The sequence below is a fragment of the Oharaeibacter diazotrophicus genome (assembly GCF_004362745.1).
Taxonomy (GTDB): Bacteria; Pseudomonadota; Alphaproteobacteria; order Rhizobiales; family Pleomorphomonadaceae; genus Oharaeibacter; species Oharaeibacter diazotrophicus.
Map to the genome: position 1 here is coordinate 89,918 of NZ_SNXY01000012.1, position 13,305 is coordinate 103,222.

Annotated in this window: 12 protein-coding genes; 5 read left to right on the forward strand and 7 right to left on the reverse strand. The window is 73.3% G+C overall.

All coding sequences use genetic code 11. From position 1 onward, the window contains the following. The first annotated feature begins 209 nt into the window (after positions 1-209). Positions 210-1,367 carry a polysaccharide biosynthesis/export family protein gene (locus EDD54_RS21825; protein ID WP_245515859.1) on the forward strand — a complete coding sequence of 386 codons (1,158 nt, stop codon included), beginning with the start codon at positions 210-212 and terminating at the stop codon, positions 1,365-1,367. 88 nt (positions 1,368-1,455) lie between these two features. Here EDD54_RS21825 and EDD54_RS21830 read toward each other — a convergent pair whose 3' ends face one another. Continuing rightward, positions 1,456-2,133, reverse strand: a complete 678-nt coding sequence (locus tag EDD54_RS21830; protein WP_126540695.1) for a hypothetical protein — start codon at positions 2,131-2,133, stop codon at positions 1,456-1,458. Positions 2,134-2,204: 71 nt separating this feature from the next. Further along, a complete protein-coding gene (locus EDD54_RS23580) occupies positions 2,205-2,462 on the reverse strand; it encodes a hypothetical protein (RefSeq protein ID WP_126540696.1) in 258 nt (85 codons plus the stop codon). 256 nt (positions 2,463-2,718) lie between these two features. Here EDD54_RS23580 and EDD54_RS21840 point away from each other — a divergent pair, with 256 nt between their 5' ends. Next, complete coding sequence (locus tag EDD54_RS21840) at positions 2,719-5,013, forward strand: DNA translocase FtsK (RefSeq protein WP_342636609.1); 2,295 nt, start codon at positions 2,719-2,721, stop codon at positions 5,011-5,013. Positions 5,014-5,076: 63 nt separating this feature from the next. On the opposite strand, the gene EDD54_RS21845 is transcribed toward EDD54_RS21840, so the two are convergent. From EDD54_RS21845 to EDD54_RS21855, 3 genes are all read right to left on the reverse strand, one after another. Then, positions 5,077-6,327, reverse strand: coding sequence for an MgtC/SapB family protein (locus EDD54_RS21845; protein ID WP_245515863.1), 1,251 nt, complete (start codon positions 6,325-6,327; stop codon positions 5,077-5,079). Between the two features lie 101 nt (positions 6,328-6,428). Then, on the reverse strand, positions 6,429-7,865 hold the full coding sequence (locus tag EDD54_RS21850) for an ATP-binding protein (protein WP_126540698.1): 1,437 nt from the start codon (positions 7,863-7,865) through the stop codon (positions 6,429-6,431). Further along, on the reverse strand, positions 7,862-8,572 hold the full coding sequence (locus tag EDD54_RS21855) for a response regulator (RefSeq protein WP_126540699.1): 711 nt from the start codon (positions 8,570-8,572) through the stop codon (positions 7,862-7,864). Before EDD54_RS21855 ends, EDD54_RS21850 begins: the two co-directional genes overlap by 4 nt. A gap of 208 nt (positions 8,573-8,780) precedes the next feature. On the opposite strand from EDD54_RS21855, the gene EDD54_RS21860 reads away from it, so the two are divergent. The 3 genes from EDD54_RS21860 to EDD54_RS21870 all read left to right on the forward strand — a co-directional run bounded on the left by EDD54_RS21860 (position 8,781) and on the right by EDD54_RS21870 (position 11,331). Then, positions 8,781-9,389: a hypothetical protein gene (locus EDD54_RS21860; protein WP_126540700.1), complete on the forward strand. Its 609-nt coding sequence runs from the start codon at positions 8,781-8,783 to the stop codon at positions 9,387-9,389. Between the two features lie 268 nt (positions 9,390-9,657). Further along, positions 9,658-10,941: a cyclopropane fatty acid synthase gene (locus EDD54_RS21865; protein ID WP_126540701.1), complete on the forward strand. Its 1,284-nt coding sequence runs from the start codon at positions 9,658-9,660 to the stop codon at positions 10,939-10,941. A gap of 72 nt (positions 10,942-11,013) precedes the next feature. Then, the gene (locus EDD54_RS21870) at positions 11,014-11,331 is read left to right on the forward strand and encodes a hypothetical protein (RefSeq protein ID WP_126540702.1); all 318 of its coding nucleotides are present in this window, start codon (positions 11,014-11,016) and stop codon (positions 11,329-11,331) included. 5 nt (positions 11,332-11,336) lie between these two features. On the opposite strand, the gene EDD54_RS21875 is transcribed toward EDD54_RS21870, so the two are convergent. Further along, positions 11,337-11,831 (reverse strand): hydrogenase maturation protease, encoded by a 495-nt coding sequence (locus tag EDD54_RS21875; RefSeq protein ID WP_126540703.1) that lies wholly within the window; start codon positions 11,829-11,831, stop codon positions 11,337-11,339. Beyond that, a complete protein-coding gene (locus tag EDD54_RS21880; protein ID WP_126540704.1) occupies positions 11,828-13,300 on the reverse strand; it encodes a Ni/Fe hydrogenase subunit alpha in 1,473 nt (490 codons plus the stop codon). The genes EDD54_RS21875 and EDD54_RS21880 overlap by 4 nt, the downstream gene beginning before the upstream one ends. Positions 13,301-13,305: the final 5 nt, after the last annotated feature.

Genomic DNA, 13,305 nt, shown 5'->3' on the forward strand with positions numbered 1-13,305 from the left:
CGCGGGCACCGTCGTCATGGATACCGATTGTTCAGACTCGTCGTCCCAATTCTAACGAACGGCCGTCCCGCCCGGGGCGGACCGGCGTTGCAGGATTGCCGCCGGCGCCGGGAATGCGCCGGCGCCCGGCCGGTGCGGACGGGGGCGGGCATTTCCAAGCCCGCCGCCTTCGGCTAAGACGGTTCGCGATCAAACGAGGGTCTCGAAGAGTGCAGCATCGATTCGGTCCCGTCGCGATCGCGCTCGCCCTGGCACTCGGCGGCTGCGGTACGCTGCCCGCCGCCGGCCCGGCGACGCGGGACATCGTGGCGGAGAAGCCCGGGGTCGCCGGTCTCGCCTATCAGGTGATCGACGTCGACCAGACCGTGCTGGCCAAGCTGGCCGGTCGGCGCGACGACACCTTCAAGGGCCGCTTCCCCGAGCGTGGCGGCGGTGCCAGCGAGGCCATCGGCGTCGGCGACTACGTGGCGGTCACGATCTGGGAGGCCTCGGTCGGCGGTCTGTTCTCCGCCGGCGACAGCGCCTCCAAGTCGGCGACGGTGCCCGAGCAGCCGGTGTCCGCGGCCGGCACCATCGTGGTGCCCTACGCCGGCGTCATCAAGGTGGCCGGCCACACCCCGACCCAGGTCAAGACGATCGTCGAGCAGGCGCTCGCCGGCAAGGCGATCGAGCCGCAGGTGCTCGTCAACGTCACGCGCAACGCCACCAACACCGTCACGGTGATCGGCGAGGTCGTGAAGGGCGGCGTGGTGCCGCTCGCCATGCCGGGCGCCCGCCTCCTCGACGCGCTCGCCGCCGCCGGCGGCATCTCGGCGCCGGTCAACCAGGTGTTCCTCCAGGTCGCCCGCGGCGGCCGCACCGTGCGGGTGCCGCTGCAGACCGTGCTGCAGGACCCCGGCGAGAACGTGCAACTGCGCCCGAAGGACACCGTCGTCGCCCTGCGCGACCCGCAGTCCTTCACCATCTTCGGCGCCAGCGGTTCGAGCAGCCGCGTCGAGTTCGACGCCAGCGGCACGACACTCGATCAGGCGCTCGCCAAGGTCGGCGGCCTCCAGACCCAGCAGGCCGATCCGGCGGCGGTGTTCCTGTTCCGCTTCGAGCGGCCGGACATCGTCGGCGCGCTCGACCCGACCAACGCCGACTACCGCGCCGGCAAGCAGGCGATCCCGATCGTCTACCGGGTCAACATGCGCGAGGCGTCGGGCCTGTTCGTCGCCAAGACGCTGCGGCTCTACGACAAGGACACCGTCTACGTCGCGTCGGCGCCCTCGCTCGAGCTGCAGAAGTTCTTCCAGCTGATCGGTACGCTGACGCAGCCGTTGCAGTCCGGCCTGCAGACCGCGAGCGCGGCCGAGAAGCTGCAGTGATCCCTCGCCGCCCGGTGCCGACCGGGCGGCTTTCCCCTTCGCGCACCGTGCCGCTCCGACCGCGCGTCCGAACCGGCCGGGGCAATGCTCAGAGACCGCGGGCGGCGACGGCGGCGAAGGTGGCGGCCAAGAGGGCGCGGGCCGGTCTCGCGGCCTTGCGCGGCGGCTGCTCGTCGGTCTGATCCGCGCCGACCATGGCGGTCGGAACCTCCTCGGCGACGTCGAAGGTGGCGCCGAGCGACCACCATCCCGCCGGCAGGAGGCGCGTCGCGATCGCGAGGGCGATGTCGAGCGATTCGGTCGGCCGGCCGTTCGGCAGCACGTCGGCGGAGGTGGGCTGGCCGCGGTTGACCAGGGCGTAGTAGGCACGGACGACGTCGCGATCGAGGGTGGCGGCGTCGGCCCGCGCGTCCTCGAGCCGGGCGACCAGCCGGACCAGACCGTCGACGCTGACCCGGCCCTCGTTGGCGATGTCGGCGATGTGGGTGGTGACCTCGTCGTGGACGGCGCCGACCTCCTCGGCGGAACCGTCGCCGGTCTGCGAGCGGATCGCCTCCTTCTTCTCGCGCACCACCTTCACCGCACTGCGCACGCCGTCGAGATAGGCGGCCTTGCGGACCTCCTCCTCGCGGGCGAGGGCGGCCTGGAGGACGGTCGCGAGTTCGCGCATCAGGTCCTTGGCCGGATGGGCCGGCCCGGTCGAGGCGTGGCGCAGCGCGCGCTCGATGAGCCGTTCCGGCGTCTGCACGTCCTTGATGTCGCTCATGCTCGTCCGCACCGCTTCCTGTCGACGGCGTCACGCCGGCCGCCCGCCCCCTCGGGAGCGGGGGCGTTGGATTATTCGATCGCGAGCGTGACTGTATAGATCTCGCGCAGGATTTCCTGGGCGTGCTCGACGATGGCGGCGTCGCGCTCGCCGTCGCCGTCCTCCGCGAGGGCGGCGGCGACGTCGTCGGCGGCGCGCTCGAACCCCTCGGCGAGCCAGGTGCCGGGATCGGGGCGCCGCACGGCCTCCTCGACGATCAGGCGCTTCAGCGCCGCCCTCAGCGCCACGACCTCGGCCACCAGAAGCTCCGTCGCGTCCAGCCTGTACATCGCGTTCTCCCCGCGGATCCCGGCAGACCATGCCCGATGCCGCGCCGCTCCGCCAGACCGGCCGGCGGCCGTCATGGTGAATCCAAACCGGGTGTTAACCCTGACGGGCTACTCATCGGAGGCGTCTCCGATCGGCGGCGCGCCCCGGTTTCGAGTGATAGGGTGTGTGATGCGTTCCACCGAGCGGCCGCCGGTCCTGCCTCCGTCCCGTTCCTCCGGCGCGGCCGCGCCGAGCCGCGAATCGGTGCCGCCACCGGTGATCGCGGCCGACGATCCGACCTGGCTGCGCCCGTTCGCGACCGCGCCCAACGTCCGCTTCACCCGCACCCCCGAAAGCCTGATTCGCAGCCGCAGCCGGGCGGCCGAGCCGGCGCCGGTCGCCGAGCCCGCGCCCGCGGTCGTCGAGACGGTCGCGCCGGTCGCCGCGCCGCCGCCGGTCGTCGCCGCGCCGGTCGTCGCGGTCGCGCCCGTCGCCGCACCGGTGGTCGAGGCGGCGCCGAAGCCGGTCGATCCGCGCTTCGTGCGCAAGCCGCTGGTGTTCCGCCGCGCGCCCCAGGGCGAGACCATGCCGATCCCGCAGCCGGCATCGACGCCCGAGCCGGTGGCCGCCACGCCGGTGCCCGAGCCCGTCGCGCCGGTGCGCGGCCGCAGCATCTGGCTGAAGCCGCTGCCGGTGGCCGAGACCCGTCCGGCCGAGCAGGCACCGGTCGCCGCGACCGCCGCCGAGCCCGCTCCCGCCGCGGCCGCCCCCGCCCCCGCCGCCGAGCCGGCGGCGGCCGTGGTCGCGCCGGTGCTGGTCGACGACGACGGCGACCTCGTCGGCCTCCGGGTCCTGCAGGGCTACGCGGTGCGCGCGACCTTCCACTGGCCGCTGCCGATGGAGACGGACGAGGCGCCGGCCGAGGCCGCTCCGCCGCCGGCCGCCGAGGCCGCCGTCGAGGCCGTGCCCGCCGAGGTCCACGCCCCCGAACCGGCGCGGCCGCAGCGCGCGCCGGGCTCGGACTACGAACTGCCCTCGCTCGACCTGCTCGCCCATCCGCCGGGCAGCGAGCTGCTCGAGGAGCTCTCGGCCGAGGCGCTCGACAAGTCGTCGCTGCGCCTGCAGCAGACGCTGCACGACTTCGGCGTGCGCGGCGAGATCATCGACGCCAACCCCGGTCCGGTGGTCACGCTCTACGAGCTCGAGCCGGCGCCCGGCACCAAGTCGAGCCGGGTGATCTCGCTCTCCAACGACATCGCCCGCTCGATGAGCGCGGTGTCCTGCCGCGTCGCGGTGGTCGAGGGCCGCAATGTCATCGGCATCGAGCTGCCCAACCCGCGGCGCGAGACCGTGTGGCTGCGCGAGATGCTGGCCTCCAGCCAGTATCACGACAGCCGTGCCCACCTGCCGGTCAGCCTCGGCAAGACCATCGGCGGCGAGCCGGTGATCGCCGACCTCGCGCGGATGCCGCACCTGCTCGTCGCCGGCACCACCGGCTCGGGCAAGTCGGTCGCCATCAACACCATGATCCTGTCGCTGCTCTACCGGTATTCGCCGGCCGAGTGCCGCCTGATCATGATCGACCCGAAGATGCTCGAGCTCTCGGTCTACGAGGGCATCCCGCACCTGCTGACCCCCGTCGTCACCGACCCGCGCAAGGCGGTGGTCGCGCTGAAGTGGGCGGTGCGCGAGATGGAGTCGCGCTATCGCAAGATGTCGCGGCTCGGGGTGCGCAACATCGACGGCTACAACACCCGTCTCGCCGAGGCCCGCGCCAACGGCGAGGTGATCATGCGCGAGGTCGAGACCGGCTACGACAGCGCCTCCGGCCAGGTGATCACCACCGAGGAGCCGATGAGCCTCGACCACCTGCCGTTCATCGTGGTGGTGGTCGACGAGATGGCCGACCTGATGATGGTCGCCGGCAAGGACATCGAGGGCGCGATCCAGCGGCTCGCCCAGATGGCGCGCGCGGCCGGCATCCACATCGTGATGGCGACGCAGCGTCCGTCGGTCGACGTCATCACCGGCACCATCAAGGCGAACTTCCCGACCCGGATCTCCTTCCAGGTGACGTCGAAGATCGACAGCCGGACGATCCTCGGCGAGCAGGGCGCCGAGCAGCTGCTCGGCCAGGGCGACATGCTGATGATGGCCGGCGGCGGCCGGATCCAGCGCATCCACGGCCCCTTCGTCTCCGACCAGGAGGTGGAGAAGGTGGTGCTGCACTGGAAGGCGCAGGGCCGGCCGGAATATCTCGAGGCGGTCACCGCCGCCGACGAGGCGGCCCCGGCCCCGGCCAAGGCGGTCCCGGCGGACGTGCCGGTGATGGACGCTGCGATCGGCGAGGAGGCCGAGGACGGCCTCGGCGACGTCTACGACCAGGCGGTGCAGGTGGTGCTGCGCGACCGCAAGGCTTCGACCTCCTACGTCCAGCGCCGGCTGCAGATCGGCTACAACCGCGCCGCCTCGATCATGGAGCGGATGGAGCGCGACGGCATCGTCGGCCCCGCCAACCACGCCGGCAAGCGCGAGATATACCGCGCCGCCCCGCCGCCGCTGGTGGATTGATGCCCACGCGGGACGATCCCGGTGCGCCGGGGTCGTTCGCCCGGGCGGTTTCCACCCTGCGGTTCACGCCAGCAGGGCCGCCGCCGCGCCGACCACGCCGACGGCGCCGACGGCACCGGTGAGGAGCGCGAGCCGCGGGGTGCCGACAGCGCCGGCGATCGCCGTCTTGGCCGCGGTGTTGACCGAGACGGTGAGGAGGATCGCCCCCGCGGCGTCGCGGGCGCCGAGCGCCCCGCGCGACAGCCGGGCCATCGACAGCGTCGCCGCGTCGACGTCGACGAGGCCGGACAGGGCGGCGACGACGAAGACGCCGCCGCCGAGGCCGTATTGCTTCAGCAGCGACACCGCGACGCCGACCACCGCGATCAGAACCGCGAGCTTCAGGGCGGTGCCGAGTTCGAGCGGGTTGGAGAGCCCGAGCCCGAGCGGCGTCGCCCCGCCGCGCCGGCCCATCAGCACCGCGGCGCCGACGAGGGCGGTGCCGGCGAGGACCGCGAGCGACGGCGCCAGCAACAGCGCCGTCGCCGGGGCGATCACCGCCACCATGACGCCGACCCGCGTCACCATCACCGCGCCCGACAGGAGGATGCCTGCGGCGAGCACGCGCTCGGCGCCCGGGCTGCCGGCGGCGAGGCGCGACAGCGCCAGCGTCGTCGCGGTCGAGGAGGCGAGGCCGCCGGTGGCGGCGGCGACCAGGATGCCGAGGCGGTCGCCGAGCAGCTTGACGCCGACGTAGCCGACGAAGGACAGCCCGGCGATCAGGATGGCCAGCATCCAGATCTCCGCCGGGTTGACCGCCCCCCAGGGGTCGATCGCCCGGTTGGGGATAACCGGCAACATCAGGAAGGACATCGCCGCCAGCGTCAGCACGGCGCGCAGCTCCGCCGTGGTCAGCGAGGCGACCCAGCGGTGCAGCGGTTCGCGGAGGGCGAGGAGAACGGTGGTCGCCACCGCGGCGGCGACGGCGACGCCGAGGTCGCCGACCGCGGCATAGGCGCCGACCGCGAAGGTGACCAGACCGGCGACCGCCGAGGTCGCGCTGACCTCGCCGTCGGCGCGCGCCTCGAGCAGCGCGAAGGCGGCGAACACGCCGGCGAAGCCGACGAACAGGATGCCGGTCACCACCGGCGTCGTCGCCGCGCCGATCGCGCCGGAGAGGCCGCCGAGCAGGCCGGCGAGCGCGAAGGTGCGCAGGCCCGCCGCGCGCCGTCCTTCTCCGGCGGCGCGCGCCTGCCAACCGCGTTCGAGGCCGACCAGCAGACCGCCGGCGAGCGCGACCGCGAGCCGCACGAGCATGTCCGTGTCGAGTTCCACGCCGTCCTCCCGTCGGTGCCAGTATGGCGCGCCGGCGCGAGCGCGGCGATCCGCAATCGCGCGGGGGATGGGCGGGAGAGTGGGCGCGCGGGGCGGGCCGTTCAGCCCGCGGCGGCGTCGGCCGGCAGTTCCAACGTCGCGATCAGGCCGGTCGGCACGTTGTCGCCGAGCACGAGGCGCCCGCCGTGGGAGACGGCGACGTCGCGGGCGATCGACAGGCCGAGGCCGAGGCCGTGGTCCGGGCCGGAGGTACGGGCGGCGTCGCCGCGCTCGAACGGGCGGACCAGGCGGTCGCGGTCCTCGGGCGCGATGCCGGGGCCCTCGTCGGCGACCGCGATCACCACGTGGCGGCCGGCGCGCCGGGCCGAGACCCGGGCGTGGCCGGCGTGACGGAGCGCGTTCTCGATCAGGTTGCGCACGGCGCGCTGCACGGCGTTCGGCCGGAGCGGCGCCTCGAGGCCGGCCGGCAGGTCGGCGCGGACGTCGGCGTCGAGGTCGGCGAAGCGGTCGACCACGGTGGACAGCAGGCTGCCGACGTCGACCCGCTCCAGCGGCTCGGGCCGCCCCGAGCCGCGCAGGTGCGCGAGCGCCTCCTCGGTCAGCGCGGTCATGTAGTCGAGGTCGCCGACGAGGGCGGCGCGGACGTCGTCGTCCTCGACGAAGTCGACGCGCAGGCGCAGCCGGGTCAGCGGTGTCCTGAGGTCGTGGCCGACCGCGGCGAGGGTGCGGGCGTTGTCGGCCATCAGGGCACGGATGCGGTCGGTATTGGCGGCGATCGCGGATGCCACGGCGCGCACCTCGGCCGGGCCGTCGACCGGGATCGCGCCCGGCAGACCGTCGGGCGCCGCGGCCTCGACGGCGGCGGCGAGGCGGCGGAGCGGCGTGGTGACCGCCCGGGCGGCCCAGCCGCCGAACAGGACGAGGGCGACGGCGAGGAAGGCGAGCGTCAGTAGGATCGGCCCGCCGGGCAGCGGTCGGGGGCGGAACGCCGGCGCGGCCACCGACCACGCCCGGCCGTCGGGCAGGCCGATCAGGATCCGGCCGGAGCCATCGGGCCCGCGCGACGACACGCCGACGACGAAGCCGGTGCCGAGGCGGGCGCGCAACTCCCGAACGGCGCCCGGACCCACGCCGTCGCCGGGCAGCCGTTCGCCGTCCGGTGGCCAGAACATTTCGGTCGGCGGCCCGAACCGGTCTGGCGGCGGCGCGGCGCCGGACGGTGCCGGCGCGGCGCCGGACGGTGCCGGCGCGGGATGGACGGCTTCGGTGGGCGGCGCGGTCTCGGCGCGCAGCGCCAGCGCCGGGTCGCTCGCGTTCGCCGCCCGCACGTAGGCCGGCCGGGCGTCGTGCGGCAGGGCGGCGAGCACGCGCACCACCGTGGCGACGCGGCCGGCGTATTCCGGCGGGGAGTTGCGGTCGAAGCCGATCAGGTAGAAGCCGGCGAAGCCGATCGCCTGGGCGAGCACCACGCAGACGATCGCCAGCAGCACCACCTGTCCGGTCACCGTCCGCGGCAACAGGGCCCGCGGCGTGATCAAGGCTCGATCTCGGCGGTGAAGGCGTAGCCGCCGCTGCGGATGGTGCGGATGAAGTTGGCGTCGTCCTGCTCGCCGAGCTTGCGGCGGAGGCGGCTGACCAGGATGTCGACGCTGCGGTCGAACGGGCCGGCATGGCGGCCGCGGGTGAGGTCGAGCAACTGGTCGCGACTGAGCACGAGGCCGGGCCGTTCGCAGAACACCACCAGGAGGTCGAACTCGGCGGGGGTCAGCGTCACCCGGGCGCCGGTCGGCGAGGTCAGGCTGCGCTCGCCGGCGTCGAGGCGCCAGCCGCGGAAGCGGTGGACGGTGTTGCCGCCGACGGTCCGCAACGGCGCCTCGCCGGCCCGGCGCAGCACCGCGCGGATCCGGGCCAGCAGTTCGCGGGCGCCGTAGGGCTTCGGAACGTAGTCGTCGGCGCCGACCTCGAGGCCGACCACGCGGTCGACCTCCTCGCCGCGGGCGGAGGCGATGATGATCGGCAGGTTGCCGCGGGCCCTGAGACGCCGGCAGATCGACAGCCCGTCCTCGCCGGGCAGCATCACGTCGAGGACGACGAGGTCGAGCCGGCTCGCCGCCAGCACCTTGTCCATCTCGCGGGCGTCGCGCGCCAGCGACACCCGGCAGCCGTTCGTGGTCAGGTAACGCGCGACCAGCTGTCCGATGTCGCGGTCGTCTTCGACGACGAGGATGTGGGGATTGTCGGTCATGTCCCGATTCGGTGCGCTGCTGTACTTGACCGTGACAATGGATCGTCTTCGGCGGTGCAGGCAGAGAAATTTTGTATCCGATCTTTTCCATTTCCGAGTGGGACAAGAGACGATACCACGGCCCTGGACATGGTTACCGCACGTTAACGATTGGAGCGCGTGCTGGAGACGAGGCGGCGTATCGAGCCTTCCTTTCGGAGCCGACATCATGACATCGATCTCCTCAACGACTTCCTATCAGCAACGACTTTCCCCGCGGGACCTGCTGCAGTCGCAGTTGTCGTCGCAGATCTCCGCCGGCACGATCTCCAGCACCGACGAAACCGCGCTCTCGTCAGCGATCGACAGCATCGACCAGTCGATGTCGTCGTCGCGCCCGGAGCCGGGCTCGGCGCCGCCGTCCAAGGACGAGATGCAGGCGAAGATCTCCAGCCTGATCGACGAGCAGGTCGCGGCCGGCAAGCTCACCGAGGATCAGGCGAGCGAACTGCAGTCGCTGTTCGAGGACACCTTCTCCGGCGCGGGATCCGAGACCGGCGCGGCCGGCGCCGCCGGCGGCCCGCCCCCGGGCCCGCCGCCCGGCCCGCCCCCGGGCGAGGAGTCGTCGTCCTCCGACGCGGAGAGCGACGACACGATCTCCTCGCTGCTCGCCTCCCTCTCGTCCTCCTCCAGCTCGGATACGTCGTCGTCGAACCCGCTCGACGATCTCCTGAAGGCGCTGTCGTCGGCGCTGTCGAGCGGTTCGGACTACGGCGCGAACGGCAGCGTCGTCGCCTCGTCCGCCAACACCGGCAAGATCCTCGACCTCGTCGCCTGACGCGGCGACGGTCGGGCGGCGCTCCATCCGGCGCCGGAAAGGGCCTCCGCCTCGCCGGGCGGGGGCCCTCGCGCGTTCCGGGCCACGGCCCTCCGCCGTCCGCGCCGGAACAGGACAGGCGGCGGTGCGGTTGGGTCCGCATGCCGCTTCCGGCGCGTTCACGCCGATTTGCACGACAAACCGGCTTCCCCACGGGGATTTTCGCTCCTTAGGATCGGGGGTGCGCGCAGGAAGGGCGGCATGGGGCGCCGCCGGTGGAGGTCATTCGATGATCGTCGAACGGATCCTCGGTCGTCTGGTCGAGGCCCTCGTGGTCGAGGGCCATCTCGAGTTCGAACTGCCCGGAGGCCGGCGCTTCGTCGCCGGCGACGGCGGCGCGCCGCGGGTGCGGGCGCGGCTCACCGACCGCGCCGCCGGCCGCGAGCTGGTGCTGGACCCCGAGCTCAAGTTCGGCGAGCTCTTCATGGACGGCCGGCTGGTCGTCGAGGAGGGCACGGTCTACGACCTGCTCGCCCTCCTGCTCCAGGCCCACCGCGGCGACCGCGGCAAGCTGCCCGGCCGGGCGCTGACGCGGATCCGCCGGCTGCTGCGCCGCCTGACCGCGCGCAATCCGTTGGAGCGGTCGCGCCGCAACGTCGCGCACCACTACGATATCGACGGGCGTGTCTACGACCTCTTCCTCGACGCCGACCGGCAATATTCCTGCGCCTATTACGAGCGGCCCGACGCGACCCTCGAGGAGGCCCAGCTCGCCAAGAAGCGCCACGTCACCGCCAAGCTGCTGGTCGAGCCGGGCCATTCGGTGCTCGACATCGGCTGCGGCTGGGGCGGCCTCGCGCTCTACCTTGCCGAGATCGCCGGCGCGGGGGCGGTGCGCGGCGTCACGCTGTCGGAGGAGCAGCTGGCGGTCGCGCGCGGCCGCGCCGCCGACGCCGGCCTCGACCGGGTCACCTTCGCGCTCGAGGACTACCGCCGCACCGAGGGCCGCTACGACCGCATCGTCTCGGTCGGCATGTTCGAGCACGTCGGTCCGGCCCACTACGAGGAGTATTTCGCCGCGGCGGCGCGGCTGCTCGCCGACGACGGCGTGATGCTGCTGCATACCATCGGCCGCACCGGCGAGCCGGATTTCACCAATCCCTGGATGACCCGCTACATCTTCCCCGGCGGCCACCTGCCGACCCTCTCGGAGATGCTGCCGGTGATCGAGCGGTCCGGCCTTGCGGTCACCGACGTCGAGGTGCTGCGCCTGCACTACGCCGAGACGCTCCGGGAATGGCGCAACCGCTTCATGGCCCGCCGCGAGGAGGCGAAGGCGCTGATGGACGAGCGCTTCTGCCGGATGTGGGAGTGCTATCTCGCGATGTCCGAGGCGGCGTTCCGCTTCGAGGACGTGGTGGTGTTCCAGATCCAACTCGCCAAGCGCAACGACGTGGTGCCCTTGACGCGCGACCATGTCGGCGAGCGCGAGGCGCGCCTGCGCGCCGCGGAGGCGGCCCGGCAAGCCGCCAACGACCGGAGCGCCTCGCGGCGCGGCCTCGCCGCGGAGTGACCGTGCCCGGCGGAACCGGCGCGCCGGGCGGGCATTGACCCGGCGGGGGCGTCCGTTCCGAAAGGTTCCGCCATGACGCGCACCACCCTTGCCGCGACGCTGGTCGCGGCGGCCCTCACCGTTCCGGCCGCCGCCCAGGCGCCGCAGACCGTTCCCGAGGCCGACCCTTGCGTCGACGGCCGGCTCACGGCCGGAGGCCGGCCGTGTCCGACCCTCTCCGACAAGCTCGACGAGACCGGCGGCATCGTCCGCCCGCCGCCGGGCGTCGACCCGGGCATCCACCGGGACGCGCCCGATCCGATGCCCGGCACCACGCCGGTGATCCCCCCGGGCGCGATCGCGCCGCAGCCGGCGGATCCGAACGCCGAGGGCACGACGATCCCGAAGTGAGGGTGTCAGGAAACGGCCACGACGTCCGACGCATCGACCCGCGCACGCCACGCCGCGGCGTCGGGGCGGTCGAGCAGTGTCGCGGCGAAGCCGGCGGCGGCGTCCGCGCGGGCCGCGGCGGCCGCCGACAGCGGCGTACCGAGCCCGAACTCCTCGCCGCGGATCGCCAGCACGAAGGCGGCGGGTACCTTCGCGCCGACCCGGCGGCAGACGCCGAGCAGGGCGGCGGGGGCGAGGGCGTGGCTGAAGGGCGAGGCCGGATCGTCGTCGGCGGGGACCTCGGCGAAGGAAAAGGGCGCCGGCGTGCCGTGGCCGGCGTCGACGAACAGCACGAGGTCGGCGGCGGCGACGTCGAGGGCGTGCTCGAGCTGTAGCTGGTAGTCCTCGACGAGCGTCACGCCCGGCCTTGCCGTGGCGGCGAGGCGGTCGAGCACCACCGGCCCGAGCGCGTCGTCGCCGCGCGAGCGGTTGCCCCAGGCGAGCACGAGCACTGCGGTCACGGGTCGGCGTTCCGCACCGCGCGCGAGATCGTGACGCCGTCGGCGTCGACGAGGTCGACGATCAGCGGCATCCGGCCGAGGGCGTGGGTGGCGCAGGACAGGCAGGGGTCGTAGGCACGGATCGCGACCTCGACGTGGTTCAGCAGCGGTTCGGTGACGACGCGGCCGTCGAGATGGTCGCGCGCCACCGCGCGGATCGCCTCGTTCATGGCTTGGTTGTTGTGGGTCGTGGAGACGATCAGGTTGCACCAGGACACGAGGTCGTCGTCGCCGACGCGGTAGTGGTGGATCAGCGTGCCGCGCGGCGCCTCGATGATGCCGACCGCCTCGCCGGCGCGCGCGCCGCGCTCGGCCATCAGGTCGGTGCCCGTGATCTCCGGGTCGTCGAGCAGGTCGCGGATCACCTCGAGGGCGTGCAGGAGCTCGATCAGGCGGGCCCAGTGCGTCATCAGCGCGCCGGCGATCGGCCGACCGCCGCCGGCGGCGAGGAAGACCTGCCGCTCCGCCTCGGCGAGCGGGCTCGGCATCCGATCGACGGTCTGCAGCCGGGCGAGCGGGCCGACCTTGTACCAGCCGTCCTCGGCGCCGAGGGCGGCGATGTGCGGGAACTTCATGTAGGACCACGGCTTGACGATCTCGACGATCCGCTCGTGGTAGGCGGCGGGGTCGACGTGGTCGAACAGGATAGCGCCGTTCAGGTCGCGGGCGCGCAGGCCGCCGTCGTAGAGGTCCATGGCGCCGTCGGGCGCCACCAGCGACATGGTGTGCGACGGCGCCGATCCGAAGCCGGCGTAGAAATCGGGCGCCGCCCCGGCGAGCCGGCGGATCAACGCCACCGCCTCGACCGCCCAGCCGACGTGCTCGTCGAGGTCGCGGCGCAGTTCGTCGCGTTCCTCCGGGGTCAGCGCCTTGTTGACGCCGCCCGGAATCGCGCCGGTGCCGTGGATGCGCTTGCCGGCGGTGTGGCGGATCACCTCCTGGCCGAACTTGCGCAGCTTGACGCCCTTCAGGGCGATGTCGGGCGCGGCGGCGACGACGCCGACGATGTTGCGCCGGGTCGCCTCGCAGTCGAAGCCGAGCAGGAGGTCGGGCGAGGCGAGGTGGAAGAAGTGGACGGCGTGGCTCTGGGCGATCTGGCCGTAGTGCATGAGCCGGCGAAGTTTCTCCGCCGTCGGCGTCAGGGCGCCGTAGCCGGCGATCCGGTCCATCGCCTTGACGGCGGCGAGGTGGTGGCTCACCGGGCAGATGCCGCAGAGCCGCTGCACCATCACCGGCACCTCCCAGTAGGGCCGGCCCTCGACGAAGGCCTCGAAGCCGCGGAACTCCACGATGTGGAGGCGCACTTGGTGCACGCGGTTCTCGGCGTCGAGCAGGATGGTGACCTTGCCGTGGCCCTCGACGCGGGTCACGGGGTCGATGGCGATGCGGCGCAGGCCCGTCTTGGAGGGCGCGGTCTCGAGGCTCGTCATCCCGG

Excerpts from the sequence above, each read along its gene's own strand:
- EDD54_RS21830 (WP_126540695.1), bottom strand. The coding sequence starts at position 2,133 with ATGAGCGACATCAAGGACGTGCAGACGCCGGAACGGCTCATCGAGCGC.
- EDD54_RS23580 (WP_126540696.1), bottom strand. The coding sequence starts at position 2,462 with ATGTACAGGCTGGACGCGACGGAGCTTCTGGTGGCCGAGGTCGTGGCG.
- EDD54_RS21880 (WP_126540704.1), bottom strand. The coding sequence starts at position 13,300 with ATGACGAGCCTCGAGACCGCGCCCTCCAAGACGGGCCTGCGCCGCATC.
- EDD54_RS21865 (WP_126540701.1), top strand. The coding sequence starts at position 9,658 with ATGATCGTCGAACGGATCCTCGGTCGTCTGGTCGAGGCCCTCGTGGTC.
- EDD54_RS21855 (WP_126540699.1), bottom strand. The coding sequence starts at position 8,572 with ATGACCGACAATCCCCACATCCTCGTCGTCGAAGACGACCGCGACATC.
- EDD54_RS21870 (WP_126540702.1), top strand. The coding sequence starts at position 11,014 with ATGACGCGCACCACCCTTGCCGCGACGCTGGTCGCGGCGGCCCTCACC.
- EDD54_RS21860 (WP_126540700.1), top strand. The coding sequence starts at position 8,781 with ATGACATCGATCTCCTCAACGACTTCCTATCAGCAACGACTTTCCCCG.